General features: G+C 69.1%; 28 protein-coding genes and 1 pseudogene. 12 read left to right on the forward strand and 17 right to left on the reverse strand.

Translation table 11 applies throughout. From position 1 onward, the window contains the following. The 3 genes from ELQ92_RS12710 to ELQ92_RS12720 form a co-directional block, all read right to left on the reverse strand. The gene (locus tag ELQ92_RS12710; protein ID WP_128499540.1) at positions 1-753 is read right to left on the reverse strand and encodes a metal ABC transporter ATP-binding protein; all 753 of its coding nucleotides are present in this window, start codon (positions 751-753) and stop codon (positions 1-3) included. Then, the gene (locus ELQ92_RS12715; RefSeq protein WP_128499542.1) at positions 750-1,673 is read right to left on the reverse strand and encodes a metal ABC transporter substrate-binding protein; all 924 of its coding nucleotides are present in this window, start codon (positions 1,671-1,673) and stop codon (positions 750-752) included. Before ELQ92_RS12715 ends, ELQ92_RS12710 begins: the two co-directional genes overlap by 4 nt. 161 nt (positions 1,674-1,834) lie before the next feature. Next, complete coding sequence (locus ELQ92_RS12720) at positions 1,835-1,933, reverse strand: 30S ribosomal protein bS22 (protein ID WP_003792170.1); 99 nt, start codon at positions 1,931-1,933, stop codon at positions 1,835-1,837. A 294-nt stretch (positions 1,934-2,227) separates the two neighbouring features. Here ELQ92_RS12720 and ELQ92_RS12725 point away from each other — a divergent pair, with 294 nt between their 5' ends. Then, positions 2,228-2,731 (forward strand): hypothetical protein, encoded by a 504-nt coding sequence (locus tag ELQ92_RS12725; RefSeq protein WP_128499544.1) that lies wholly within the window; start codon positions 2,228-2,230, stop codon positions 2,729-2,731. Between the two features lie 40 nt (positions 2,732-2,771). Here ELQ92_RS12725 and ELQ92_RS12730 read toward each other — a convergent pair whose 3' ends face one another. Beyond that, on the reverse strand, positions 2,772-2,978 hold the full coding sequence (locus tag ELQ92_RS12730) for a helix-turn-helix domain-containing protein (RefSeq protein ID WP_128499546.1): 207 nt from the start codon (positions 2,976-2,978) through the stop codon (positions 2,772-2,774). A gap of 189 nt (positions 2,979-3,167) precedes the next feature. After that, a complete protein-coding gene (locus ELQ92_RS12735; RefSeq protein ID WP_128499548.1) occupies positions 3,168-3,605 on the reverse strand; it encodes an ArsR/SmtB family transcription factor in 438 nt (145 codons plus the stop codon). A 158-nt stretch (positions 3,606-3,763) separates the two neighbouring features. Between ELQ92_RS12735 and ELQ92_RS12740 the strand changes: the two genes are divergently transcribed. Continuing rightward, complete coding sequence (locus ELQ92_RS12740) at positions 3,764-4,435, forward strand: potassium channel family protein (protein ID WP_128499550.1); 672 nt, start codon at positions 3,764-3,766, stop codon at positions 4,433-4,435. Positions 4,436-4,462: 27 nt separating this feature from the next. On the opposite strand, the gene proC is transcribed toward ELQ92_RS12740, so the two are convergent. Continuing rightward, positions 4,463-5,314, reverse strand: coding sequence for a pyrroline-5-carboxylate reductase (gene proC, locus ELQ92_RS12745; protein WP_279432170.1), 852 nt, complete (start codon positions 5,312-5,314; stop codon positions 4,463-4,465). 86 nt (positions 5,315-5,400) lie between these two features. Here proC and ELQ92_RS16330 point away from each other — a divergent pair, with 86 nt between their 5' ends. The 3 genes from ELQ92_RS16330 (at position 5,401) to ELQ92_RS12755 (ending at position 7,005) form a co-directional block, all read left to right on the forward strand. Next, positions 5,401-5,550, forward strand: coding sequence for a hypothetical protein (locus ELQ92_RS16330; RefSeq protein ID WP_166426787.1), 150 nt, complete (start codon positions 5,401-5,403; stop codon positions 5,548-5,550). Further along, entirely contained in the window at positions 5,547-6,482 is a 936-nt protein-coding gene (locus ELQ92_RS12750) for an N-acetylglucosamine kinase (RefSeq protein WP_128499552.1), read from the forward strand. Before ELQ92_RS16330 ends, ELQ92_RS12750 begins: the two co-directional genes overlap by 4 nt. Before the next feature lie 115 nt (positions 6,483-6,597). Further along, a complete protein-coding gene (locus tag ELQ92_RS12755) occupies positions 6,598-7,005 on the forward strand; it encodes a hypothetical protein (protein WP_128499554.1) in 408 nt (135 codons plus the stop codon). Positions 7,006-7,019: 14 nt separating this feature from the next. On the opposite strand, the gene tadA is transcribed toward ELQ92_RS12755, so the two are convergent. After that, a complete protein-coding gene (tadA, locus tag ELQ92_RS12760; RefSeq protein ID WP_243695025.1) occupies positions 7,020-7,493 on the reverse strand; it encodes a tRNA adenosine(34) deaminase TadA in 474 nt (157 codons plus the stop codon). 78 nt (positions 7,494-7,571) lie between these two features. On the opposite strand from tadA, the gene upp reads away from it, so the two are divergent. Together upp and ELQ92_RS12770 are read left to right on the forward strand one after the other, a co-directional pair. After that, positions 7,572-8,204 carry a uracil phosphoribosyltransferase gene (gene upp, locus ELQ92_RS12765; RefSeq protein ID WP_128499558.1) on the forward strand — a complete coding sequence of 211 codons (633 nt, stop codon included), beginning with the start codon at positions 7,572-7,574 and terminating at the stop codon, positions 8,202-8,204. A 488-nt stretch (positions 8,205-8,692) separates the two neighbouring features. Beyond that, the gene (locus ELQ92_RS12770; RefSeq protein ID WP_128499560.1) at positions 8,693-9,406 is read left to right on the forward strand and encodes a winged helix-turn-helix domain-containing protein; all 714 of its coding nucleotides are present in this window, start codon (positions 8,693-8,695) and stop codon (positions 9,404-9,406) included. A gap of 10 nt (positions 9,407-9,416) precedes the next feature. Here the strand turns inward: ELQ92_RS12770 and ELQ92_RS12775 are convergent, their stop codons facing one another. The 3 genes from ELQ92_RS12775 to ELQ92_RS12785 all read right to left on the reverse strand — a co-directional run bounded on the left by ELQ92_RS12775 (position 9,417) and on the right by ELQ92_RS12785 (position 12,993). After that, on the reverse strand, positions 9,417-10,793 hold the full coding sequence (locus ELQ92_RS12775; RefSeq protein WP_128499562.1) for a L,D-transpeptidase: 1,377 nt from the start codon (positions 10,791-10,793) through the stop codon (positions 9,417-9,419). 102 nt (positions 10,794-10,895) lie between these two features. Continuing rightward, positions 10,896-11,801 (reverse strand): DMT family transporter, encoded by a 906-nt coding sequence (locus ELQ92_RS12780; protein ID WP_128499564.1) that lies wholly within the window; start codon positions 11,799-11,801, stop codon positions 10,896-10,898. A 43-nt stretch (positions 11,802-11,844) separates the two neighbouring features. Continuing rightward, the gene (locus ELQ92_RS12785) at positions 11,845-12,993 is read right to left on the reverse strand and encodes an AI-2E family transporter (protein WP_128499566.1); all 1,149 of its coding nucleotides are present in this window, start codon (positions 12,991-12,993) and stop codon (positions 11,845-11,847) included. 406 nt (positions 12,994-13,399) lie between these two features. On the opposite strand from ELQ92_RS12785, the gene ELQ92_RS12790 reads away from it, so the two are divergent. From ELQ92_RS12790 to ELQ92_RS12810, 5 genes are all read left to right on the forward strand, one after another. Further along, positions 13,400-13,660 carry a hypothetical protein gene (locus ELQ92_RS12790; protein ID WP_128499568.1) on the forward strand — a complete coding sequence of 87 codons (261 nt, stop codon included), beginning with the start codon at positions 13,400-13,402 and terminating at the stop codon, positions 13,658-13,660. A 123-nt stretch (positions 13,661-13,783) separates the two neighbouring features. Further along, complete coding sequence (locus ELQ92_RS12795; RefSeq protein ID WP_128499570.1) at positions 13,784-14,230, forward strand: MarR family winged helix-turn-helix transcriptional regulator; 447 nt, start codon at positions 13,784-13,786, stop codon at positions 14,228-14,230. Between the two features lie 9 nt (positions 14,231-14,239). After that, positions 14,240-15,622, forward strand: coding sequence for a cryptochrome/photolyase family protein (locus tag ELQ92_RS12800; RefSeq protein ID WP_128499572.1), 1,383 nt, complete (start codon positions 14,240-14,242; stop codon positions 15,620-15,622). Between the two features lie 110 nt (positions 15,623-15,732). Continuing rightward, a complete protein-coding gene (locus tag ELQ92_RS12805; protein ID WP_128499574.1) occupies positions 15,733-15,987 on the forward strand; it encodes a DUF6458 family protein in 255 nt (84 codons plus the stop codon). A gap of 171 nt (positions 15,988-16,158) precedes the next feature. Then, complete coding sequence (locus ELQ92_RS12810) at positions 16,159-16,911, forward strand: DUF1206 domain-containing protein (protein ID WP_128499576.1); 753 nt, start codon at positions 16,159-16,161, stop codon at positions 16,909-16,911. Between the two features lie 96 nt (positions 16,912-17,007). On the opposite strand, the gene ELQ92_RS12815 is transcribed toward ELQ92_RS12810, so the two are convergent. From ELQ92_RS12815 to ELQ92_RS16635, 7 genes and pseudogenes are all read right to left on the reverse strand, one after another. After that, a complete protein-coding gene (locus ELQ92_RS12815; protein ID WP_128499578.1) occupies positions 17,008-17,757 on the reverse strand; it encodes a hypothetical protein in 750 nt (249 codons plus the stop codon). Next, positions 17,754-18,665, reverse strand: coding sequence for an ABC transporter ATP-binding protein (locus tag ELQ92_RS12820; RefSeq protein ID WP_128499580.1), 912 nt, complete (start codon positions 18,663-18,665; stop codon positions 17,754-17,756). The genes ELQ92_RS12815 and ELQ92_RS12820 overlap by 4 nt, the downstream gene beginning before the upstream one ends. Further along, positions 18,662-19,024: a GntR family transcriptional regulator gene (locus ELQ92_RS12825; RefSeq protein ID WP_128499582.1), complete on the reverse strand. Its 363-nt coding sequence runs from the start codon at positions 19,022-19,024 to the stop codon at positions 18,662-18,664. The genes ELQ92_RS12820 and ELQ92_RS12825 overlap by 4 nt, the downstream gene beginning before the upstream one ends. 96 nt (positions 19,025-19,120) lie before the next feature. Further along, a complete protein-coding gene (locus ELQ92_RS12830; RefSeq protein ID WP_128499584.1) occupies positions 19,121-19,999 on the reverse strand; it encodes a universal stress protein in 879 nt (292 codons plus the stop codon). Continuing rightward, positions 19,996-21,486, reverse strand: coding sequence for an amino acid permease (locus ELQ92_RS12835; RefSeq protein WP_208004372.1), 1,491 nt, complete (start codon positions 21,484-21,486; stop codon positions 19,996-19,998). The genes ELQ92_RS12830 and ELQ92_RS12835 overlap by 4 nt, the downstream gene beginning before the upstream one ends. Before the next feature lie 128 nt (positions 21,487-21,614). Then, positions 21,615-22,325 carry a hypothetical protein gene (locus ELQ92_RS12840; RefSeq protein ID WP_128499586.1) on the reverse strand — a complete coding sequence of 237 codons (711 nt, stop codon included), beginning with the start codon at positions 22,323-22,325 and terminating at the stop codon, positions 21,615-21,617. A 120-nt stretch (positions 22,326-22,445) separates the two neighbouring features. After that, positions 22,446-22,595 (reverse strand): annotated as a pseudogene (locus ELQ92_RS16635) (winged helix-turn-helix domain-containing protein); the annotation flags it as partial. Positions 22,596-22,868 lie beyond the last annotated feature (273 nt).

Raw genomic sequence — 22,868 nt, forward strand, 5'->3', positions numbered from 1 at the left:
TCAGTCCCCCTCCGCGAGCACGTCGAGACCGAAGGCTCGCGCGAGCTGCTCGGGTCGCAGCACGTCACGCGGATCACCGTGGGCGAGTACGCGGCGCAAGAGGAGGATGGCCTCGTCGCAGAGCGCGGGGAGGGCGCGGAGGTCGTGTGTCGAGACGACGACGGTCTTGCCGTCGGCCGCCAGCTCGCGCAGCAGGCGGCTGATCGTGGCCTCCGAACGCTTGTCGACCCCGGCGAACGGCTCGTCGAGCAGCAGGACGTCGGCGCCCTGGGCGATGCCGCGAGCGACGAAGGCGCGCTTGCGCTGCCCGCCGGAGAGCTGCCCGATCTGCCGGTCCGCGAACTCCGTCAACTCGACGCGCTCGAGCGCATCGACGACGGCGGCACGGTCGCTCGCCCGAGGGCGGCGCGTGAATCCCATCCGCCCGTAGCGTCCCATCATGACGACGTCGGCGACGCTGACGGGGAACTGCGCGTCGATCTCCTCGCTCTGCGGCACGTAACCGACGATGCCGCGCTTGCGGGCGATCCCGGGCGGGAGCCCCATGACCGCGACCGTCCCGGAATCGGGGACGACGAGACCCATCACGGTCTTGAAGAGCGTCGACTTGCCCGAGCCGTTCATGCCGACGAGCCCGCACACTCGACCAGGCCGGATGGCGACACTCGCGCCGTCGAGCCCGAGCACCTCGCCGTAGCGGACGGTGACGTCGCGCAGTTCGAGGGTGCGAGTGTCCGGTCGATCGGCGCTCACTCCGCGGCCACCGATCCGGTCAATCCCCCGACGATCGTCCGCACGTCGTACCGGAGGAGGTCGAGGTAGGTCGGAACGGGTCCGTCGGGCAGGGAGAGGGAGTCGACGTAGAGCACTCCCCCGAAGCGGGCTCCCGTCGCTCCGACGACCTGGCGCATGGCCGAGTCCGACACGGTCGACTCGCAGAAGACCGCCGCGACGTCGTTCCGCTCGACGAAGTCGATGGCTCCGGCGATCTGGCCGGGGGTCGCCTGCTGCTCGGCGTTGACCGGCCAGAGATACGCCTCCTCGAGGCCGCCGTCCCTCGCGAGATACGAGAAGGCGCCCTCGCACGTGACGAGAGCGCGTTGCGATCTCGGCAATCCCGACAGCCCGTCGATGAGCTCGTCGTGCACGTCGTCGATCTCGGCGGCGTAAGCCTCACCGTTCGACCGGTAGTCCGCGGCGTTCGGCGGATCCAGTTCGCTGAACGCGTCGACCATCGTCGTGACGTACCGTTGCGCCTCGAGCGGCGACATCCATGCGTGGGGGTTGGGTCGACCGGCGTAGACGTCCGAGGCGATCGGGAGGGGATCGACGTCGCCGCTCACGACGACGTGCGGCACGTCGAGCTCACCGACGAATCGCTCAAACCACGCTTCGAGGCCCAATCCGTTGTCGAGGACGAGGTCGGCACCCGCCGTGACCCGGACGTCTCCCGGGGTCGGCTCGTACCCATGGATCTCCGCCCCGATCTTCGTGATCGACTCGATCCTCAGGTGATCACCCGCGACGTTGCGGGCCATGTCGGCGAGAACCGTGAACGTCGTGACGACGACGGGACGATCATCAGCCGGAGCGAGGGAGGCACAGCCCGACGTCGCGAGTGACGCCACGACGGCGAGCGCCACGGCGGTCGTCCTCGACGGGGAGAATCGCATGAGACGAGCCTAGTGTTCGGTCGCGACACTCTCAATGTTTGGGTACCCGAACTTCGGGACCCACCTGCGCGCTGCCGCGAGCACATGCAGCCCCGAGCCGCCGCCCGTGAACGCCAAAAAGCGCCAGGCCGTGCGGCCTGGCGCTCGTTCGACGCGCGACTCTACTTCTTGTTGCGGCGCTGGTGGCGGGTCTTGCGAAGCAGCTTGCGATGCTTCTTCTTCGCCATACGCTTGCGGCGCTTCTTGATAACAGAACCCACGGATACCTCACTGAAGAATCGGAAAGGGCCACGACCAGCGCGGCCTGAGAAAAATGCCTCGGGACAGTCTAGCCGATCGCCGGGCCTGCGGGCGCACTGCCGTGATTCGCCGCTGATCCCCCTCGGCGTGGCGCGCCGTCGAGCACTCACACCGATGTCCCCCAAACGTCCGACTACCCCCTCGGGGGACGAGGCGACAGGATCAGGGGACCAAGGGATCGGGGGGTCACCATGGACGAAACGACTCATGATTGGTGGGTTCTCGGCGCCGATCACGGCAGATCGAGTCCCCACGTGCAGAGCACCTGGCCCGGTCGGACGGGGCCGACCGACTTCCGGCTCCCGGACGGTCGGGACGAGGACGAGCTCGTGTCGACGGGGGATTTCGCCGGCTGCACCTTCCCGCTGTGGTTCGAACCCGTTCTCGGAGTCGCGCTCCGGGGTGACATGGTCGCAGCGAACGGGGCGGGCTACAAGATCGTGTCCGACCGGATCGTCGAGGTGTTCGACGACCTCGACGTGGTGGGATTCCTGTCCACCCCGGCGGATCTCCGTGACGGCGAAGGTCGTCGGGTACCCGGCTTCCACATGCTGCACGCCCTCCCCGAGGCCCCCGGTCACGAGGTGCGCCCGTTCTTCCGAGACCTCCCCCACGTCTGGATGTTCGAGGTGAGCGCTCGCGTCCGGTGGGAACTCGCGAGGCGCGGCATCGGTGACCTCCGGATCCGACCCGCACGCGTCGTGCACGAGTGCGCGAGCCGGATCGTGAGCGATCCGTCGGTCCTCGAGGCGCCCTGATCGGCGGCCGCACCGTGCGCGCGCCGAGCGGGTGCCGCCGTCAGGCGGAGGACTCGCCCGCGTCGGCCACCGGATTGTTCAGGACGGCGATCACGGCCGACTCGGGGACCCGGAACGAGCGACCGAAGCGGATGGCCGGCAGATCCCCCGAGTGGACGTGGCGGTAGACGGTCATCTTGGACACCCGCATCATCTCGGCCACTTCGGCGACCGTGAGGAAGCGGGCATCGGACAGTCCGTTGCTCACGGGAACCTCCCCATCTGTGTCGAGTGTGCGACCTGTGTCGAGTGTGCGATCTGTGCGTGTGGTCACGGCACCGGTCACGGCCTGCTGTGGCGGATGTGACCGATGTGAATGACGATCACTTTAGTGACCGTGCGGGGGAAAAGCCATGCTCCCGAAGGCGGGACACCACGAGCGACGGGACCGGGGCGATCAGGGACGCAGTTTCTTCCCCACGGCATGGACGGCCGTCGTGACGCGGTGGGTGGTGTCGGCGACGGCGTGGCCGATCGCATCGGCGACCTGCTTCGCCTGGTCGGGCAGGCTCGCGACCATCTGTCGCGCTTGCTCAGCGGGGTCGAAGTCGGCGCTCAGGAACGGGATGAGCCAGTCCTCGACGCTCTCGAGAGGCGTGTAGTCGAGACTGTAGAAGCGGTGCTGGCCCTCTTCCCGCACGGTTACGAGCCCCGCTTCCCTCAGCACCTTGAGGTGCTTCGAGACGGTGGGCTGGCTGAGCCCCAGGTGCGCGACGATCTCCGAGACGCTCGTCCCCGGTTGCTGGTCCTCGGTGTCCGGCACGTGGCCGTCGAGCAGCACCTGAAGGATGTCTCGTCGCGTGGGATCCGCGATCACGGTGAAGATGTCGGCCATGGCACCAGGCTAGTGAGTCCGAGTGCGGAGTACCACGACTCGCGATCGGCGGGCCGTCACGCCGCGACCCGGCCACGTTGATACAGTGACACTCTCAGCCGCACTGGCGGTGCGTCGGACGTCGGCGCTTCTCAGACGCTCAGAGGGAAGGCCCATCGGTGGTTGATCGGATCAAACACGACGCGCCCGTTCTCGTGATCGGGCTCGGCCGGTTCGGAGCCGCGTGCGCCGGCGAACTCGACCGACTCGACCGTGAGGTGCTCGCGATCGACGAGGACATGGGGCTCGTGCAGAAGTGGTCCGAGCGGATCACGCACACCGTGCAGGCCGACGCACGGAATCTCGAGGCGCTCAAGCAGATCGGTGCGCAGGACTTCTCGATCGCCGTCGTGGCGGTGGGCTCCTCCATCGAGGCGAGTGTGCTCATCACCGCGAACCTCGTCGACCTGAAGGTCCCGCAGATCTGGGCGAAGGCCGTCTCCCAGTCGCACGGCAAGATCCTCGCGCGCGTCGGCGCGAACCACGTCATCTACCCCGAGGCGGAAGCGGGAGAGCGCGTCGCGCACCTCGTGAGCGGCCGCATGCTCGACTTCATCCAGTTCGATGACGATTTCGTGCTCGTGAAGATGTACCCGCCGAAACCGATCCGCGGTCTCAACCTCACGGAGAGCGGCGTGCGGACGAAGCACCGCATCACCGTGGTCGGGGTGAAGAGTCCCGGCAAACCCTTCACCTATGCGACCGCAGACACCGTGGTCTCGAACCACGACCTCATCATCGTGTCGGGCACGTCCGCCGACATCGAGCGCTTCGCCGCTCTCGGCTCCTGAGGTCAGGAGCGGGTCGAGGGAGCGGAGTCAGTCGGGGGTGGGGGCCGCGAGCTCGCGGGCGCGCGCGAGCGCGGCGTCGGTCGCCTCGGTGAAGGTCCGTTCGAGGCCCGCCGCCTGGAGGACCGCGATAGCCCGCTCCGTCGTGCCCTTCGGACTCGTCACCTGGATGCGCAACTCCTCCGCCGTCCGGTCGGAGGACACGAGGAGCTCCGCCGCGCCGAGGAACGTCTGCGAGACGAGGAGATCGGCCTCCTCCGGGGAGAACCCCTTGCCGATAGCCGTCCGCGTGAACTCCTCGATGAGGTAGAAGACGTACGCGGGGCCGGAGCCCGAGATCGTGCTCAGGGCGTCGAGCTTGTCCTCGGGCACCTCGAGCACCTCTCCGACGGTCTCGAAAACGGAGCGGACGAGCGCGAGGTCGTCGGAGCTCGAGCGGGTCCCGGCTGACAGCCCCGTCAGCCCGCGGCCGACGATCGAGGGCGTGTTGGGCATCGAACGGATGACAGAGACACCGGCGGGGAGGATCGATTCGAACGTCGCGACGGTGACGCCGGCCGCGACGCTCACGACGATCGTCCCTGGCGCGAGGTCACCCGCGATCTCGCGCAACAGGTCGGGCACCATCGCGGGCTTCACCGCCACGAGCACGACGGCGGCGTCGGCGACGGCTGCCCGATTCCCGTCGGGCCGTTCCTCGAGCGCGATCGACGCGACGCCACGGAGCCCGGCGAGCGGCTCGGCCTTCGCCCGCGTGCGGTTGGTGACCGTGATCCCACCGTCGACCTCGATGTGGGGCTGCACAAGCCCCGAGAGGATCGCGCCACCCATCGAGCCGGTGCCGAGAATCGCGATGCGGGGAAGAGTCGTCGGGGTGCTCACGCCCCCATCCTAGGAGGCCGTCGAGGCGCTATCGTGGCTCGGTGGCGGCGGAAGCCGACGTATCCCCGAGGAGACGAGCAGGAACGATGGCGATCATGATCGGGCGCGGCACACGCGTTCTCTTCACCGGCGACAGCATCACCGATACGGGCCGGCGCGACGGCGTCGGTGACGGCCTCGACGCCACGAGGACCGACGCCACGAGGACCGATGCGACGACGGGAGCGACACCGTGAGCACCCTCAACCGCCTCGCCGTCGACGGTGGCCAGACGGGCACGCGCTTGCGTCTCACGGACGGCTCGGGCTCGGTCCTCGTCGAGCAGGAACTCCCGGGGATCCTCACGGACCGGCCGATCCTGCCTCAAGTGGCCGCCTACTCCGCCGAGCTCGCCGCGGCTTCCGGTCACCGCATCGACGAACTGGCACTCGGTCTCTCCGGACTCACGCCGGCCGCATCACGGCCCGAGGCGCTCCTCGCCGCCGTGGCTCCGCTCGGCGTCCGGCGCGTCGCCCTCGCGCACGACTCGGTGAGCGGCTACCTCGCAGCCAACGGCCTCGCGACCGGGGCGATGCTCGCCGTCGGCACGGGCGTCGTGATCCTCGCGGCATCGGACGACTCTGTCGCGAAGGTCGACGGCTGGGGTTATCTGGTCGGCGATGTCGGCAGCGGCTTCTGGATCGGCCGCGCCGGTCTCGAGGCCGCGATGCGTGCGTTCGACGGCCGCGGCGCGGCGACGGTGCTCGAAGCGGCGGCGCGCGAGCGGTTCGGAGCCCTTGACGAGCTCTACATGGTCATCCAGGGCGACGAGCGGCGAGTGTCCCTCGTCGCATCCTTCTGCCGCACCGTCATCGAGGCCGCCACGGCCGGTGATGGCGTCTCTCTCGGTGTCGTCCGTGCCGCGGCGCGCGAGCTCGCCCACTCCGCCGCGACCGCTCTTCGGCGCACGGGGTGGCAGCCCGAGACCCCGACGCGCGTCGGAGCGGTCGGCGCTCCCGTGACGCGTTCCGAGTTGATGCGCGGGGAGCTGTCGGCAGGACTCGAGATCGAGGCCCCCGGCGCGCGGCTCGAGCCACCCCTCGGCGAGCCGATCGACGGTGTCGGCGCCCTCCTCGACGTCCCTGTCGGGCACGCTCTGCACCGCTCCATCCTCGTCGCCACGGCGTGAGCCGCCGCGTCACCGATCCCGCGGGCCCCACCGAGGAACGGGATGGCGGATCGATAGCGCTCGCATAGCAACACCGGGGACGCTGTCATTCCGAACCCGCAATCGGAGGAGAGCGATGAGCAACGACGAGACAACCGGCACCCGCGCCACGACACCGGGGTCCCCGGCAGCACCCGCACCCGCACCCACCACAGCGGTGTCGGCGCCGCCCCGACGCCGCCGGACGCTCGCCGTCGTGGGGGCCGTCCTCGGTGGTCTCGTCCTCCTGGGAGGCGCGTTCGGCGGCGGAGTCGCCGTAGGCTCTGCGATCGGCGACCCGGTGCCCGGTCAGTTCTCCGACCAGATCCCGGACGGCGACATGCCCGTTCCGCCCGGGCAGGACGGCGGGCGCGGAGCCCCCGGATCGGAGGGAGGAGCTCCCGGATCCGGGAGTGGCGCTGAGTCGGACAGTGACAGTGACACGGGCACGGGCACGGGCACGGGCACGGCCCCGGGCGCCGCGACGGGCGGCACGGCGTCCTGATCGGCGGACGACCGTCAGGGCCGGGCGTCAGGACCGGGCGTCGAGCCCGCTGACATCGCCCGCTCGCCGCGGAAGAAACGTGTCAGGAGCTGCGAGCACTGCTCCTCGTCGATTCCCCCGACGACCTCGACTCGGTGATTGAGCCGTCGATCACGCACGAGGTCGAAGGCGGAGCCCGCCGCTCCGGCTTTGTCGTCCCATGCCCCGAACACGAGCCGCTCGAGCCGCGCGGCGACGATGGCACCCGCGCACATGACACACGGTTCGAGTGTCACGACGATCGTCGACCCCTCGAGTCGCCAGTCGCCGAGGCGAGCCGCCGCGTCGCGGATCGCGAGGACCTCCGCATGGGCCGTCGGATCGTGACCGGCCTCTTTGCGGTTGTGTCCGCGACCGATCACGCGCCCGTCGGCGTCGAGGACGACGGCGCCGACGGGGACGTCCCCGGAGGCGAGAGCCACTTCGGCCTCCGCACGCGCGGCCGCCATCGCCTCGAGGAGCACGCGGTCGATGATCACGATGATCCGCATCCTTCCGCGACGGGTGGAACCGGTAGGTTAGAGCCTATGCGAGTGCACGTTGCCGACCACCCCCTCATCACCCACAAGCTCACCGTCTTGCGGGACGAGCGGACCCCGTCGCCCGTGTTCCGCGCACTGACCGAGGAGCTCGTGACGCTGCTCGCCTACGAGGCGACGCGCAATGTGCGGACGGAGTCGGTGTCGATCCAGACGCCCGTCACGCAGACGATCGGGCTCGAGATCAGCCGCCCTCGACCCCTCGTCGTCCCGATCCTGCGCGCCGGCCTCGGCATGCTCGACGGAATGGTCAAGCTCCTCCCGACCGCCGAAGTGGGCTTCCTCGGCATGGTGCGCAACGAGGAGACCCTCGAACCCACCACCTACGCCGAGCGACTCCCCGACGACCTGTCCGATCGGCAGTGCTTCGTCCTCGACCCGATGCTCGCGACCGGCGGCTCGCTCGGCGCCGCGATCGAGTTCCTCTTCGATCGCGGCGCCGTCGATGTGACGGCGATCTGCCTGCTCGCCGCCCCCGAGGGCGTCGCCGCTCTCGAGAAGGCCACGGAGGGCCGCGACGTCACGATCGTCCTCGGGTCGCTCGACGAGCGACTCAACGAGAACGGCTACATCGTGCCCGGTCTCGGCGACGCCGGTGACCGCCTCTACGGTCTCGTCTGACGCGTCGAGGACTGCTCGAGTCGTCACGCACGTCCTGCGCCGACGCCTTCTTCGCGCGGAAAGACCCCGCATGATCCGCGATTCCCGCCGGACGAGTCGAAGAACCTGCAATGTGACGCCGACATTCGTCACCTTGTGCAAAGAATTGACACAGTTCTCCGGGCGTGTGTTTAATCATGCACATGACTGACAACGCGTATGTCCTGGGCTCCGTCGAGCTTCATCGGACTGCCGGCATGATGATGGCCGGCCGCGTCTCCACCTGTTGTCGAATGTGCCGCTGATCCTGCGCCCTTCGTCCCGATCCCGTCCGACCGCGACAGCCGGTCTCGGAATCGCCGCGGGTTCCCAGGACCCCGCCGCCGACTGATCCCCCCGGGAGTCGGCACTCGAGAACCCACCCCGGGTTCGTCCCGAACACGTCGACACGGATCGACCGCTGTTCCGACCGACAGGTCGCATCGCCTTCATCATCAAGGACTCCTCTCATGTCTCTCGCTCACATCGACAGCCACCCCTCCTTCGAACAGCAGCTCGACCGCCGGCCCGCCTCCGAGGCGCACGGTCGTCGTTTGAGCGCCGTTCCCGCCGGAGCCGAGGCTCGCGGGTTCGTGCTCTACGTCGGTGTCGACGAAGCCAAGGCGGCCGCCGCGGGCACCGACCTCGGCGCTCTCGTCCAGGCCCTCAAGACCCTCGCAGCGGACCTCGTGCCGACTTCGGAGACGTACGCGGCCGTCGCCCTCGCCCCCGAGGGCGTCGGGGGCAGGGACGTCGACGTCGTTCGGCTCGCCCTCCAGGAACCGGCGGCGTTGGCCCGTCACCGCCACAGCGACGAGGACGAGGACGCAGACCTCGATCGAGCGCGCGACGGGGTCGTGATCGACATCTCCCGCAAGCGCGTCATCCTCGACAACGAGGTCACCTCCCTCACCTACAAGGAGTTCGAACTCCTCCAGTTCCTCGTCCTCCGCGAGGGCCGGACGGTCGGCCGTGCCGAACTCATCGAGTCGCTGTGGACGGCGGGCGACGAGGACGGCGCACCGAACGAGCGCACCATCGACGTCCACGTCCGCCGCCTCCGCTCGAAGCTCGGTCGCTACGAGGACATCGTCCGGACCGTGCGCGGCGTCGGGTACCGGTTCGACCGCCACGCGGACGTCTCCATCCGGCACGCCTCGACCCCGTCCCCCGACCTCTTCTAGGGCGCGCTCCTCAGTTGTGGACGGAGACCTCCGTGCCGACCTGGGCGAAGCGGTAGACGGCCTCCGCAGCGCTGATCGGGAGATTGACGCAGCCGTGGCTCATCATCGCCCCGGCGCCGAAGTTGCTGTGCCAGTACGTGCCGTGGAGACCCTGGTCGCCGTTGAAGTATGTGACCCACGGCACATCCTTCGTGCAGTAGTCGTAGCCGTCGACGCACCCCATGTCTTGCTTGGTGAGTTGGGCATACACGCGGTAGTTGCCGTTGTCGGTCGGGCTCGCGGGCTTGCCGATCGCCATCCGGTACGTGGCCATGAGCTTCTCGTTCTCGTACAACCGGGTCACGCCGTCGCTCTTGTCGACATCGATGCGGCGGTACAACTCGTGCGTCGCGGCCTCCTTGACCTCGACTGCGAGTTCGTAGACGCCGTCACCCTCGGCGAGCTGCTGCGCGAAGCTGGCAGCGACACCGTCGGTCGTGGGCAGCGCCCAGCCGTCCTGGCCCTTCTGGATCGTGCGGAGGTGCTTACCCGCCGAGTCGGTGACGATCTTCTCGTCGATGACGGTCCGGGTGATCTTCTCGGGAAGGGTCGCGACGACGCCTCCGATGGCGTCCTGGTCGACGGTCACCGAGAAGTCCTCACCCTCGGCGGCGATCGTCAGCCACGAGGCCACCTCGGCCGGCGGCACGGCGACGGCCTTCTCCCCATCGATGTAGAAGCCGGCTTCGGAGATGAGGCTGTTCAGCTCGTCCACCTCGGTCTGCGCGTCCGCCGTCGTGATGGCGGCCTCGACCTCGCTCGCCTGCGGAACGACGGAAATCGCCCCTCCTCCGTCGGCGAGGGCTGCGGAGATGCCGGCGGCGAGCGCGTCGAGGTCGACACCGGTACCGGTCTGCGCTTCGGCGACCGTGTAAGCGGCTGCCGCCTCGTCGAAAACGACACCGGCGTCGACGGGGTCTGAATAGAGGTCCGGGGCGGCCTCGCGCAACGCCGCAGCCGCAACCGCCTGATCGATCTCGACATCGAGGTCCAGGGAACCGGCGTTCCAGCTTCCGACATTCCACAGCGGGTGGTCCGCGTGTGCCCGGTCCGCGACGGCCCGCGCATCGACGGACAGTCCGAGCTCGGCCCCCGTCAGGGAGACGCCGCCTCCCGCTCCGTCGATCGTGATCGCGGTCGACGCGAGGGACGTCATGATCGACTCCGCCGCAGCGTCGCTCGTCCGCCATCCGATCTCCGCGCCCGCTGCGCTCACACCGGGCGCGACGAGAAGGAGGGAGCACACCGTGGCACCGACGGCGAGGAGTCCGCCGGGAACGCCGAACCACAAACCGAGGTGGCGCTTCTTCGGGGCCGGCTCGTCCGGCGCCCACTCGTACTGAACCACGACTCTCCCGACCTCCACACGCGCCGGACCCCCCGGCGAGACACGTCAGTCCATGCTAAGCGCGGCGCAGGCGAATCCGCGCATACCCATCTCACGAATCGGCTACGATTCGTCCCCGCTCCGATGCTCGGCGTCGCCGTGGCGCGCGAGCGTCCAGACGCCGAATCCGGCCATCGCACCGGCGAGGAGGAAGATCGGTATCGCGTAGAGAGGTGCGTTCGCGGCCTCTCCCAGCACGACGATTCCGAGGCCGACGGCTACGATCGGATCGATCACGGTGAGCCCCGCCACCACGAGCGACGCCTTGCCGGTGACATACGCCTTCTGCACGAAGAAGACGCCGAGCGCGAGTGTCGCCCCGAGTGCCACCACGCAGACGACGGACAGCCACTCGGCGTTTCCGGTGATCACCCGGTTGATGACGACCTTCGCGAGTGTGACGACGAAGCCGTACAGGACGCCGGCGGCGACGATGTAGAACGGCGCGCGCAGCGATCCGTGCGCGCGCGCGTAGAGGACCACGGCGGTCGTATAGACCACGAGGAGGAGGCCGAGGATGACGAAGAGCTGCGGCTCGCGGATCGGCTCCTCGTGCGCGAAGATCGCTGCGGCCGTGACGAAGACGGCGATGCCTCCCACGCAGAGGCCGATCGACCGGATCTCGACGCCGTCGAGTCGACGTTTCACGTGCCGCGCCCCGAGCAGCGCGGTGATGACGAGCGCGAGCGCGCCGAGCGGCTGGACGACGATGAGCGGCGCGAAGCCGAGCGCGACCAACTGGAGCACGACCGCCGAGCCGAGCAGCACGGTTCCGACGAGCCACGATGGCCGCTTGAGCAGCAACGGGAGTTGACGGAAGCCGAAGCCGTCGCCGTCGCTCGCGGCCTTGCCCACCCCGCGCGACTGGTAGTGCGTCCCGAGCGCCAGCAGGACGGCGGCGAACAGGGCGATCGGGATCCCGATGGCCTGGTAGGGCGTCACCGAGATGTTGAGATCGTCCTCGAGCATGCAGCGGTCCTCCGGTCGGGCGTTGTACGTTTCGACGTCGGCGTCAGGAGGCGACCACCGGGGCCGGCGCCTTCTTGGCGTCCTGGCTCGGGAAGACCACCTTCTGGATGATGATAATGACCGATGCTGCGATCGGGATGGCCACGAGCGCCCCGAGCACCCCACCGAGCGCCCCACCGGCGACGGCGGCGATCACCACGACCGCTCCCGGCACCGACACCGCCCGGTTCATGATGCGGGGGCTGAGGAGATACGCCTCCACCTGCATGTAGATCAGGTAGTAGATGCCCGCGATGAGGGCCGTCTGCGGCGAGTTGAAGAAGCAGAGCGCGGTGATGACGATCGAGGCCGACAGCGTCCCGACGAGGGGGATGAGCGAGCCGATGAAGGCGAGGAGCGCGAGGAGCGCCGGCAGGGGAGCCTGGATGGTCGTGAGGAAGATGAAGCTCAGCACACCGTTGACGAGCGCGAGGCTCACTTGTCCCATGACGTAGCGCCCCACGGCCCCCGTGACCTGGTCAGTCACGTCGGCGAAGGCCTCGCGACGGTAGGCCGGGACGAAGCGGTAGAGCGCTCGCTTCATACTGCGGAGAGATCCGAGGAAGTAGAGGGTGAGGATCGTCACGATCGTGACGGCGGTGAGACCCGACGCGACGCCCGCACCCACCGCGACGATGCCGCCGCCGATCGACAGAAGGTTGGCCGGGTCCTGAACGAATGAGAGCGCCCCGTTGACGGCGTCCTGGAACCCGTCGCCGAACATGTCCTCGAGGTTGTTGTACCACTCGCTCGCGAGGATGTCATCGACGTAGCCGGGGATGTCCTCCACGAGATTCGTCGTCTGCCTCACGAGGAGGGGAACGATCGCGAAGAGGATGCCGGCCACGGCGGCGAGCGCGCCCAGCACGACGATGGCGATCGCGGCCGGACGCGGCAGCTTGCGCTCGATGAGCGACACGAGCGGGTCGAGGCCGAGTGCGAGGAAGAGAGCGAGCCCCACGTAGACGAGCACGGTCGACAGCTGCGTCACGATGCTGCCGACGAGCAACGCGACGAGCACGCCGAGGCCTCCGAGCAGGCCCATCCGGAACGCATTGATGCGAACGGGCGGGAGCGGACCGTAGCCATCAGCTTCGATCGTCTTCACCTCGAAGTGAGCGGGGTCCGCCGAATGACGGAACGGGTTCTTCATATGCGTTTCCTCTCGCGCGGCGGGACGGCGACACCGTCGTGGCGCGATCGGACTCCCCACGCGCCGCTCCCCCGCGCTCTCATGATCCCGCACGCCGGTCCGAACCGGGGGACCTTGCGACGCGGCGCGGTCGGGGAACCCTGACATGCGCATTCACGCACCGTTTCCGCTCTCTCGAACGGTTTTTCCCGATCCGGACTAGCCGTCGTTACCGTTCCGTTATATATTCGAGGAGCGGAAGTTGTTTTGCTGTGGCGGCTTTCGCGAATGTGATTGCAGGACACTCTTGGTGCAAAGGGATGGGCCGGTCGCGAAGCCTCTCGCGACCGGCCCTCACCTGCCTCCGCCCCAACGTGGACCGGACTCCCAGCAGGACGGACGCCGAGGTCTCGCGTAGCGTGGAGTCATGACGAGACCGAGCCGGACCGACGACGAGAGCGGCGTCTCGCTGCTCCGCGACGCCGGCGGCGCCGTTGCATTCGGGCTCGGACTCCTGCTGCTCGCGGCCGGCCTCCTGCTCGTGATCCTCGGGCTCGTCGGCTCCCCGACCGTCGTCGGCGAGGGGATCGCGCCCGTGCTCCTCGGACTCGTCCTCGTGCTCGCCGGACTCGGCACGGCGGCGGCCGGGCTCGTCGCCCTGTACCGCCGCCTGACCCGCGACCGGTAGCGAATCGGCCGCGAGACGCGGTGACACGTCACTCGCCCCGACCCGTCTCCACCGACGCGGCCCGCCGACCCGGGAGTGCTTCAACGGAACCGTAGGCTGGTCGCAGCGAAAGGAGACGCACTCATGGCTTCGACGTCTGCGGCGGTGACCGCTTGGGAGTCGCTGTTCCGAGCCCAGGTCGGAGTCATGCGCGCGCTCGCCGCCGAGTTCCCCACCCACCTGCTTTCGCTCAACGAGTACGACGTGCTGTTCAATCTCTCGACCCAGCCGGACCGCAGCGCACGACTGCGCGACATCAACGACCTCGTGCTCATCAGCCAGCCGAGCGTCTCGCGCCTCGTCGACAAGCTCACGAAGCGTGGACTCGTCGGCAAGTGCCCCGACGCGAACGACGGTCGCGGCACGATCGTGCGCCTCACCGACGAGGGCTACGCGCTGTACCGTCGGGTCGCCCTCGAGCATGTCAGGGTCATCTCTCGCGTGATGACGCTCGAACTCGACGAGGACGACCTGTCAACCCTCACGGGCCTGACGGACCGCATCAGTTCGGGTCTGCGCCGCCGCGCCTAGGCTGGCCCGATGGCAGCCCCCTCGACCACGCCGTCCGCCTCGGTCGCCTCCGTCGTCTGGTTCCGCGACGACCTCCGCGTGGCCGACAACGGGGCGCTCACCGCCGCCGTCGGGCGAGGCGGACCCGTCGTGGCCGTGTACGTCCTCGACGAGGTGAGCGACGAGATCCGGCCCCTGGGCGGTGCAGCGAAGTGGTGGCTCCACGGCAGTCTCGAGGTCCTCGCCGACCGGCTCGGCGGCCTCGGGATCCCCCTCGTCCTCCGGGCGGGCCCCGCCGAGGCTGTCGTGACCGGCATCGTCGAGGAGGTCTCGGCCGACGCGGTGTTCTGGAACCGCCGGTACGGCGCCGAGCACCACATCGACGGACGCATCACGTCGCGCCTCCGGGACGCGGGTCTCGAGGTCGCGAGCTTCCCCGGGTTCCTCCTGAACGAGCCGTGGGACATCCAGACGGGCGCGGGGACGCCGTACGCCGTCTATTCGCCTTTCTGGCGTGCGAACCTCGACCGGATCGCCCACCATCCCGTCGCCGAGCCCCTCCCCGTGCCCGGGTCCGCCGCAGGACGGGCTCCCGAAGTGCCCGGAGAGACGCTCAATTCGTGGAAGCTGCGGCCGACGGCGCCCGACTGGGCGACCGAGTTCGCCGAGCGATGGACGCCGGGCGAGGATGCGGCGCACGAGCGGCTCCTGGAGTTCGTCGATTCCGGACTCGTCGACTACGTGCGCTCCCGGGACCACCTCGACGTCGACGAGACGTCGCGCCTCTCGCCGCGCCTCCGCTGGGGCGAGCTCACCCCGCGGCAGGTCTGGCACGCGGTCGCGCATCATCAGTCGGAGGCCGCCCGCACCTTCCGATCGGAGCTCGGCTGGCGCGAGTTCGCGTGGCACTCGCTCTACGCCCGCCCCGACCTGCACGAGCGCAACTGGCGCGTCGCCTTCGACCTCTTCCCCTGGCCACCTCTCGACCAAGACGCGCTGAGGGCGTGGGAGCGGGGGCTGACGGGCATCCCCCTCGTCGACGCCGGCATGCGCGAACTGTGGCGGACCGGCACGATGCACAATCGCGTGCGGATGGTCGTGGCGTCATTCCTCACGAAGAACCTCCTCATCGACTGGCGCATCGGCGAGCGGTGGTTCTGGGACACCCTCGTCGACGCCGATCCCGCGAGCAATCCGTTCAACTGGCAATGGGTCGCGGGGAGCGGAGCCGACGCCGCCCCCTTCTTCCGCGTCTTCAACCCGGAACGCCAGCGCGAGAAGTTCGACGCGAACGGCGGCTACGTGGCGCGTTGGCTCCCCGATCTCGATTCTCCGGACTACCCGGATCCGATCGTCGATCTCGCCGCCTCTCGACGCGCCGCGCTCGACGCCTGGGAGTCGATCCGGCACTGAGTGCGGTCGGCGGGCGCACCGCAACCCCCCTGCATCCGACCGGCGCTCCCCTACGGTGGTCTTCGGTCGGGCGCTCTCCGTGCCCGATCCCTCACCGAAAGGACGCCATCATGAGTATCGGGCTCGGAATCTTCCTGTTCGTCGTCGGCGCCATCCTCACCTTCGCCTTGAACGTCAGTCTCGATTGGATCGACCTCGATCTCGTCGGCTACCTCCTCATGGGAGCCGGGGTCGTCATCACGATCATCGGCATCGCCCTGCTCGCGCGTCGTCGCCAGTCCGTGACGACCGAGCGCAGCCGCGTCGACCCCGCCGCCAACGAGCGAGTCACGCAGCGCTCGACCGAGTCTGACCCCCTGGCCTGATCGGGTTCCGCCCGATCAACCGCCGGAGCGACTCCGGCTGAGGTCCTGAGCACTCGTCGCGGCCTCGATACCGCCGCCCTCGCCGATGCGGTCCGCTCCCCGTTCACAGGGAGCGGACCGCATCGTCGTGCGATCAAGCGGCGCGCGAAGAAGATCAATGACAGCCCGGCCGTGCGGATCGCAGCCCGCATCGGGCTCGTCGCGAACGGAGCCCTGCACGTCCTCATCGGCGGTGTCGCGATCGGGGTCGCCCTCGGCGCGGGCGGCGACGCCGCTCAATCCGGTGTGCTGACGGCGATCGCCGCAACCCCGGGCGGCTTCCTCGTCTTGTGGACGGCGGCGGCAGGGCTCGGCGGCCTCGCCCTCTGGCAGCTCACCGACGCCGCCTGGGTCGGCACACGCGACCCTGCGAAGATCGCCTACCGAGGCACGAAGGCGGCCGGGAAGGCCGTCGGTTTCGCGAGCGTCGGCGCACTCGCGGCGTTCGTGGCGGTCGGAGGACGCTCCGATGGCGATTCGACCGCGCGAGGCTTCAGCGAATGGGCGCTCTCGTCGCCGGTGGGCGGAGCCGTCCTCCTCGTCGCAGCGGGACTCGTGGGAGCTCTCGGCGTCGGCTTCGCGGTCCGCGGCGTGATGCGTACGTTCCGCGAGGACCTCTCGATCCCGCCGGACGCCCTCGGATCGGTCGTCACAGCTGTCGGGGTCTTCGGGCACATCGCGAAGGGAGTGTCGTTCCTCCTCGTCGCGGGGCTGCTGGTCTCCGCAGCCGTGGTCTCCGACCCCGAGAGGGCCGGGGGGCTCGACGGGGCGCTCAGCGCTGTCCGAGACCGACCGTACGGAGTGGCCCTGCTCATCGTGATCGCCGCCGGGCTGATCGCATTCGGGATCTACCTCGGGGCTCGCGCGCGCTACCTGCGCCGCTGAATGACGCGGCGAGCCGACCGGGATCCGTGAGGTGAGCACGCGTCGGAACCCGGGCTCAGGTCCGCGCCCTCAGACAGCGCCCTCAGGACCGTGCCGTCAGGACCGCGGTGTCGCCTTCCTGATGACGAGGTAGCCGCCGACCGCGCAGAGGAGCGCCGTGGCGAGGACGACGGTGAAGATCCCGGGAATGGTCGCCGTCGCCAGGAGGTCGGCGAGAGCGGACCATCCGTCGACCGCGGTGACGACCACCGCGGCCGCGAGAAGGAGGACCACGACCACCGCCGACGCCGCGATCACGCCGACGACGCGCCACCGCATGTAGAGGGTCGTGGTCGCTGCGCCGATGAAGAAGACGAACATCTGCAAGGCGAAGGTCGAGAAGAAGTCGTGGTACCACGGTCCGAGGCCGTACCAGAGCGAGTCGAACATGTGCGTCCCGGTCCACCAATGGTCCGTCGCCCGCTCCACCTGCAACAGGATCGTGTACGCGGCCGCATTCACGAGCGACAGCAGCGTGAAGAGGGCCGCGGTGCCGAGCCAGAAGTCGCGACGGGTGACACCGAAGCCGAGGGCGAACGGGAAAGTCAACCCGACGGCCTGAACGCCGACGACCACGAGGTACCACTGGGGCGAAAGGACCGCCCAGCTGTACCGCTGACCCGTCGCCTGGCCCCCGTTCAGGGCGATGAGGACCGCGATCGCGACGCTCACGAAGAACGCCATGCCCACGATGATCCAGGGGATTCCGAGGAAGACGGACGGGGCGGCGAGGTGGAGCCTCATGACGCGCCAGATCCGTCGGCTGCGCGGCGGCACGGTGATGCCGTCCAGGGTCGCTGTCGTCACGAGACGACCTCCTTCTCTGTGGGGATTTCCGTGCCCGTGAGGTGCACGACGAGTTGCTGGAGCGACACGGGGGCGAGCTCGAGACCGAGTTCTCGGGCCTCACGGCGTTCGGTGGGGTGGAGCGGGCCGGTGAAGGTGACGGACGCGAGACCGCCGATGCCGTCACGGCCGATCACGTCGCGACCGGTGACGAACGCCTCGACGGTGCCGCGGGTCCCCACGACCGTGGTCGCCGAGCCGCGCACCTCCTCGGCATCGGCGTCGATGAGGATGCGTCCGCGGTCGACGAGCACGACGTGCTCGATGAGGTTGCTGACCTCATCGATGAGGTGCGTCGAGAGGACGATTGTGCGCGGATGCTCGGCGACGTCGGCGAGGAGCCGATCGTAGAAGGTCGCTCGCGCGACGGCGTCGAGACCGAGGTACGGTTCGTCGAAGAAGGTCAGAGGGGCCCGGGAGGCGAGACCGACAATGACACCCACGGCGGACAACTGGCCACGCGAGAGCTTCTTGATGGGACGGCCGAGGGGCACTCGGAACTCGGCGATGAGTTCCGCCGCGAGCGCCTCGTCCCAGTTCGGGAAGAACCACGGCGCCGAGGCGAAGACGTGGCTCGGTCTGAACTGGTCCGGATACTTCTGCGACTCCGCGATGAAGCAGATGCGACTGAGAACGTCGGCATGTTCGGCCGGGGTTCGACCGAACACCTCGACGGTGCCGCCGTCCGGGAAGATCTGGCCGGTGAGCAGTTGCATCGCCGTGGTCTTCCCCGCTCCGTTCCGACCGAGCAGGCCGTAGATCCTGTTCGCCTCGAAGGTCAGGTCGACGGCGTCGAGCGCGGTGAAGGAGCCATAGGTCTTCGTGAGGCCGCGTGCCCTCACCACCGGCCCGGTGTCGTGCGTGCTCATGATGCAGGTCCTTCCGAACGGATCATGTCCGAGAGTTGGGTGGCGGAGATGCCGAGCTTGGCTGCCTCCGTGAGGAGCGGGCGGACGAACTCGTCCGGGAAGCGGGCGCGGCGACGCTCGATGAGCATGTCGCGGGCACCGGTGCTGACGAACATTCCGATCCCTCGTTTCTTGTAGATGACCCCGTCTTCGACGAGTCGATTGACGCCCTTGCCGGCCGTCGCCGGATTGATGCGGTGGAATGCGGCGAACTCGTTCGTCGACGGCACCTGGGTCTCCTCCGGGAGGCGGCCCTCGATGATGTCGTTCTCCACCTGCTCGGCGATCTGCAGGAAGATCGGACGCGAATCGTCCATCATTCATCGCCTCGCTGGTTCATTAGTCATGTAACTAACCAATCAGGCCAAGCGACCGGTGTCAAGACCCGTCTCGCGACGTGTCGACTCGTCCCCCTGTCAGGCGGGGAGCAGCACGACCGGAACCGGGGAGTGGCGGACGATCTTCGTCGCACTCGACCCCATGAATACGCGCGCGACCGCCCCTCCCGGCTTCGAGCCGATGACGAGAACATCACCGGGGGCCCAGTCGACCTCATCCACCGCGGCCCGCCAGTCGGCTCCCACGGCGATCGTCGTCTCGACGTCGTCGCCCACGAGGCCGCGAGAACGCAAGGAATCGAACGTCACGCGCACGCCGGCGGTCCAGGCGACGAACACCTCCTCCTCGGCGTCGAGACCCACCTCCGGCGGGAACATCGCGGGACGCCGCAGCCCGAACGTGACGATGCGCACCCGTGCACTCGCGGACTCGGCGAGTGCGACGAGTCGCGCGATCGCGGGCACCTCCGACTCGTTGCCGGCCCACGCGAAGGTCAAGCGATCGATACCGTCCTTCGGCGCGCGATAGGCGCGCGGCGCGACCGCGACGGGCACCGGCGACGAGTGCACGAGCCGGTCGGCCGTCGACCCCAGCACGACCTGGCCGAGGCTGCCGTCGGCGGCCGAGCCGAGGACGATCACCGTCGCGTCCTCGTCCCGCGCTGCCTGGACGAGCGCAGCGGGCACCGATCGCCCCTCGACACGTCGGAAAGTGACGTCGTGCTGCGGTGCCGACTCCGTCAACCGCGTGCGAGCGGCTGCCAGGTCGTCGTCCGCGGCGCGTCGCGACCAGTCGATGAACTCCGCATCGACGCGCGAGATGGAGGGGGTGCCCCACGAGCGCCGCGCGGCCGTCACGACGGTGAGAGGGAGGCCGAACGCGTCGGCGAGCGCGACTCCGAGTTCGAGCGCGTCGCGAGCGCCCCGACCATTCGCGAACCCGACGAGGACGGTCATGACCGTCCCCCGCCGTCGGTCATACGCCCGGGTCCGGTCGCACCCCCCGGCGCCGGTCCGGCGGCCGGATCATCGACCTCCCCGACCAGGGTCTGATTGAGCTTGCTGTGCCGCCGACCCCAGAACAGATAGAACGCGAGGACCACGAGGAGCCAGCCGAGGAACCACACGTACGTACTCCAGTGCAGTCCGGACAGGATGTAGAGGCACGCGAGGATCGAGAGGATCGGCACGACGGGGTAGCCCGGGACGCGGAAGCCGCGCGGCAGATCCGGCCGGGTGCGTCGCAAGACGATGACACCGAGCGATACGACGATGAACGCGACGAGGGTGCCGATCGACACCAGGTCCCACAGACTGTCGAGCGGCACGAAACCGGCGAGGAGACCGACCGCGATCGCGACGACGACGGTCGTGTTGACGGGCGTCCGGAGCGTGGGGTGGACGCGAGCGAACATCGGCGGCAGCAGACCGTCGCGCCCGATGGCGAAGAGGATGCGCGTCTGCCCGTACATCGTCACGAGGGTGACCGAGAAGATCGAGATCACGGCTCCGATCGCGAGGATCGTGCCCGGCCACGCGGCACCGACGACGTTCTCGAGGATCTTCGCGAGACCGGCCTCGGCCTGGTCCTCATCGGAGAACGTCTGCCACGGCTGGGTCCCGAGGGCCGAGACCGCGACGAGCAGATAGATGACGACGACTGTGATGAGGGCAGCGATGAGGGCCCGCGGCAGCGTCTTCTGCGGATCCTTCACCTCGTCGCCGGCCGTCGAGACGGCGTCGAGACCGATGAACGTGAAGAAGATGGTTCCCGCGGCCGCGGTGACCCCGGTGACACCGTTCGGCGCGAAGTCCGCGAAGTTGTCCGCGCTGAAGGCCGTGAACGCCACGGCGCTGAACCCGAGGAGTACCGCGAGCTTGATGATCACCATGACGGCGTTCGCCATGGCCGACTCGCTGGTTCCGCGGATGAGCAGGACGGCGCACATCACGACGAGCACGACGGCGGGCAGGTTGATGACGCCGCCCTCGAACGGGCCCCCCTCGAGCGCGTCCGGGATGCCGAACCCGAACAGATTCGAGATCAGCAGGTCGACGTAGTCGCTCCAGCCGACGGCCACCGCTGCGGTGGACACCCCGTATTCGAGGAGCAGACACGCCGCGACCCCCATCGCGACGATCTCGCCGAGAGTCGCGTACGCGTAGGAGTACGTGGAACCGGAGACGGGCACGGCCGACGCCATCTCGGCGTAGCAGAGGGCGGAGAGCCCGGCGGCCAAGCCCGCGAGCAGGAACGCGATGACGACCGCGGGCCCCGCGTCCGGCACTGCCTCGTGCATCACGAAGAACACGCCCGTACCGACCGTCGCACCGACCCCGAACATCGTGAGCTGGAAGGCGCTCAGGTTCCGGGACAGGCCGCCCGGAGAGGTCGCGGGGGCGGAGATGGGCTTGCGACGGAACAATTGCTGACTCGTACTCACGCGATCCCCGTTCGTCGGCGCGAACGACCGGTGGACGTCGCGAAGCTGCACGATGGTGACCGATGGTAGAAGCGCACGGGGCACGACACAAGCACTGGATCGCGCCGCTCGCGAGGAGGACCGCCGACTCAGCCGCCGCTGAGGACGGCGACGAGGTCGCGTGCATCGCTCACACGGTGGAACGGGATGCCACGGGAGGTCGCCTCGCTCTCCAGACGACGGATCGCCTCATCGATCGTGGCGTCGTCGAGCAGATCGCCGAGCGACACCGTGAGGAAACCGGGGCGATCGTTCGTCCGGCGCCACCGCGGATCCGAACGCGGGAACGGGCGCACGAGGTGCGTCAGCCGGGCGTCGATGACTCGCGCACGAGTGGCGCCCACATCGGTGACGGCGAGGCCGACGGTGACGGCGCGCCCGTGGCGGCTGGCCTTGTCCGCGACGCACACACTCGTGACCACCGACCATTCGAGTAGCGGCAGATGTGCGAGGTGCACTCCCTCCGAGGACAGTCCGATCACGATGCCCCCCTCCGGCGCGGACGCGGCGAGCAAACGTCGGGTCCGCGAACGAGCCGCGCCGGCCAGGACGACGGCGGCCACGGCCGCGAGGAGGGCGAGCACCGACAGCCCGATCCCGAAGACGGGCACCGCTCCGCGCCGCGCCTCCAGCACGATGACCGCCGTGGCGACGAACGCGAGCACGAGGGCGCCCATGAGCGCGATCCGACCGCTCCACACGCTCACGCGGGCACGCCGATGCACGCGCGCTGCGAGCGCGGCGGAGATCTCGACCTCGAGCCGGTCCTCTCCGGGGCGGCGTTCGAACACGTCCGACACGAACCTCACCTCCTCTCACCCGCGCCACCGTAACCCGTCCGCCGAGGCCGTCGAGGCGCGGGAGCGCCGCTTGTGGAAACGGAGGCGGATGATCGACTTCCGGCACGGTCCCGGCGGGGATCAGCCGCCGTCCGTGACGAGACGGTACCCGCGCCCCGGCTCGGTCAGGAGGTGACGCGGCTCCGACGGATGCGACTCGAGCTTCTTGCGCAGCTGAGCCAGGTAGAGGCGCAGGTATCCACTGTCGCCGGTGTGATGGGAGCCCCACACGCGTGCACCACGGTTCCATCGGCCGGGTCGCTGCGGGTGACGGACCGGGAGGCGAGGTCGATCCTCCCCTGATCGGCCGGCCGTGAGCGACACGACGCGGGTGCGACCCCACCCCGGGGATCGCCGGCGGCCGTCGTCCACAGACGCCGATCGACGACAGCCTTCCACCCGTGCCGCCGGCCCCGCGACGATGTCGGTGGTGTGGTGTTCACTGTTCCTATGGGGGAACACGGCACGGCACTCAGCGTCGCGATCGCACACGCGGTCGACGAG

The sequence above is a fragment of the Labedella populi genome (genome assembly GCF_004078655.1).
GTDB lineage: Bacteria > Actinomycetota > Actinomycetes > Actinomycetales > Microbacteriaceae > Labedella > Labedella populi.

What these genes read in the sequence shown, in the direction of transcription:
- ELQ92_RS12825 (WP_128499582.1), bottom strand. Translation starts at nt 19,024, where the DNA reads ATGATGGACGATTCGCGTCCGATCTTCCTGCAGATCGCCGAGCAGGTG.
- tadA (WP_243695025.1), bottom strand. Translation starts at nt 7,493, where the DNA reads ATGGCGGCCGCGCGTGCGGAGGCCGAAGTGGCTCTCGCCTCCGGGGAC.
- ELQ92_RS16330 (WP_166426787.1), top strand. Translation starts at nt 5,401, where the DNA reads ATGGCGATCATGATCGGGCGCGGCACACGCGTTCTCTTCACCGGCGAC.
- ELQ92_RS12755 (WP_128499554.1), top strand. Translation starts at nt 6,598, where the DNA reads ATGAGCAACGACGAGACAACCGGCACCCGCGCCACGACACCGGGGTCC.
- ELQ92_RS12780 (WP_128499564.1), bottom strand. Translation starts at nt 11,801, where the DNA reads ATGCTCGAGGACGATCTCAACATCTCGGTGACGCCCTACCAGGCCATC.
- ELQ92_RS12830 (WP_128499584.1), bottom strand. Translation starts at nt 19,999, where the DNA reads ATGACCGTCCTCGTCGGGTTCGCGAATGGTCGGGGCGCTCGCGACGCG.
- ELQ92_RS12820 (WP_128499580.1), bottom strand. Translation starts at nt 18,665, where the DNA reads ATGAGCACGCACGACACCGGGCCGGTGGTGAGGGCACGCGGCCTCACG.
- ELQ92_RS12795 (WP_128499570.1), top strand. Translation starts at nt 13,784, where the DNA reads ATGGCTTCGACGTCTGCGGCGGTGACCGCTTGGGAGTCGCTGTTCCGA.
- ELQ92_RS12790 (WP_128499568.1), top strand. Translation starts at nt 13,400, where the DNA reads ATGACGAGACCGAGCCGGACCGACGACGAGAGCGGCGTCTCGCTGCTC.
- ELQ92_RS12785 (WP_128499566.1), bottom strand. Translation starts at nt 12,993, where the DNA reads ATGAAGAACCCGTTCCGTCATTCGGCGGACCCCGCTCACTTCGAGGTG.
- ELQ92_RS12735 (WP_128499548.1), bottom strand. Translation starts at nt 3,605, where the DNA reads ATGGCCGACATCTTCACCGTGATCGCGGATCCCACGCGACGAGACATC.
- ELQ92_RS12715 (WP_128499542.1), bottom strand. Translation starts at nt 1,673, where the DNA reads ATGCGATTCTCCCCGTCGAGGACGACCGCCGTGGCGCTCGCCGTCGTG.
- ELQ92_RS12800 (WP_128499572.1), top strand. Translation starts at nt 14,240, where the DNA reads ATGGCAGCCCCCTCGACCACGCCGTCCGCCTCGGTCGCCTCCGTCGTC.
- ELQ92_RS12770 (WP_128499560.1), top strand. Translation starts at nt 8,693, where the DNA reads ATGTCTCTCGCTCACATCGACAGCCACCCCTCCTTCGAACAGCAGCTC.
- ELQ92_RS12805 (WP_128499574.1), top strand. Translation starts at nt 15,733, where the DNA reads ATGAGTATCGGGCTCGGAATCTTCCTGTTCGTCGTCGGCGCCATCCTC.
- upp (WP_128499558.1), top strand. Translation starts at nt 7,572, where the DNA reads ATGCGAGTGCACGTTGCCGACCACCCCCTCATCACCCACAAGCTCACC.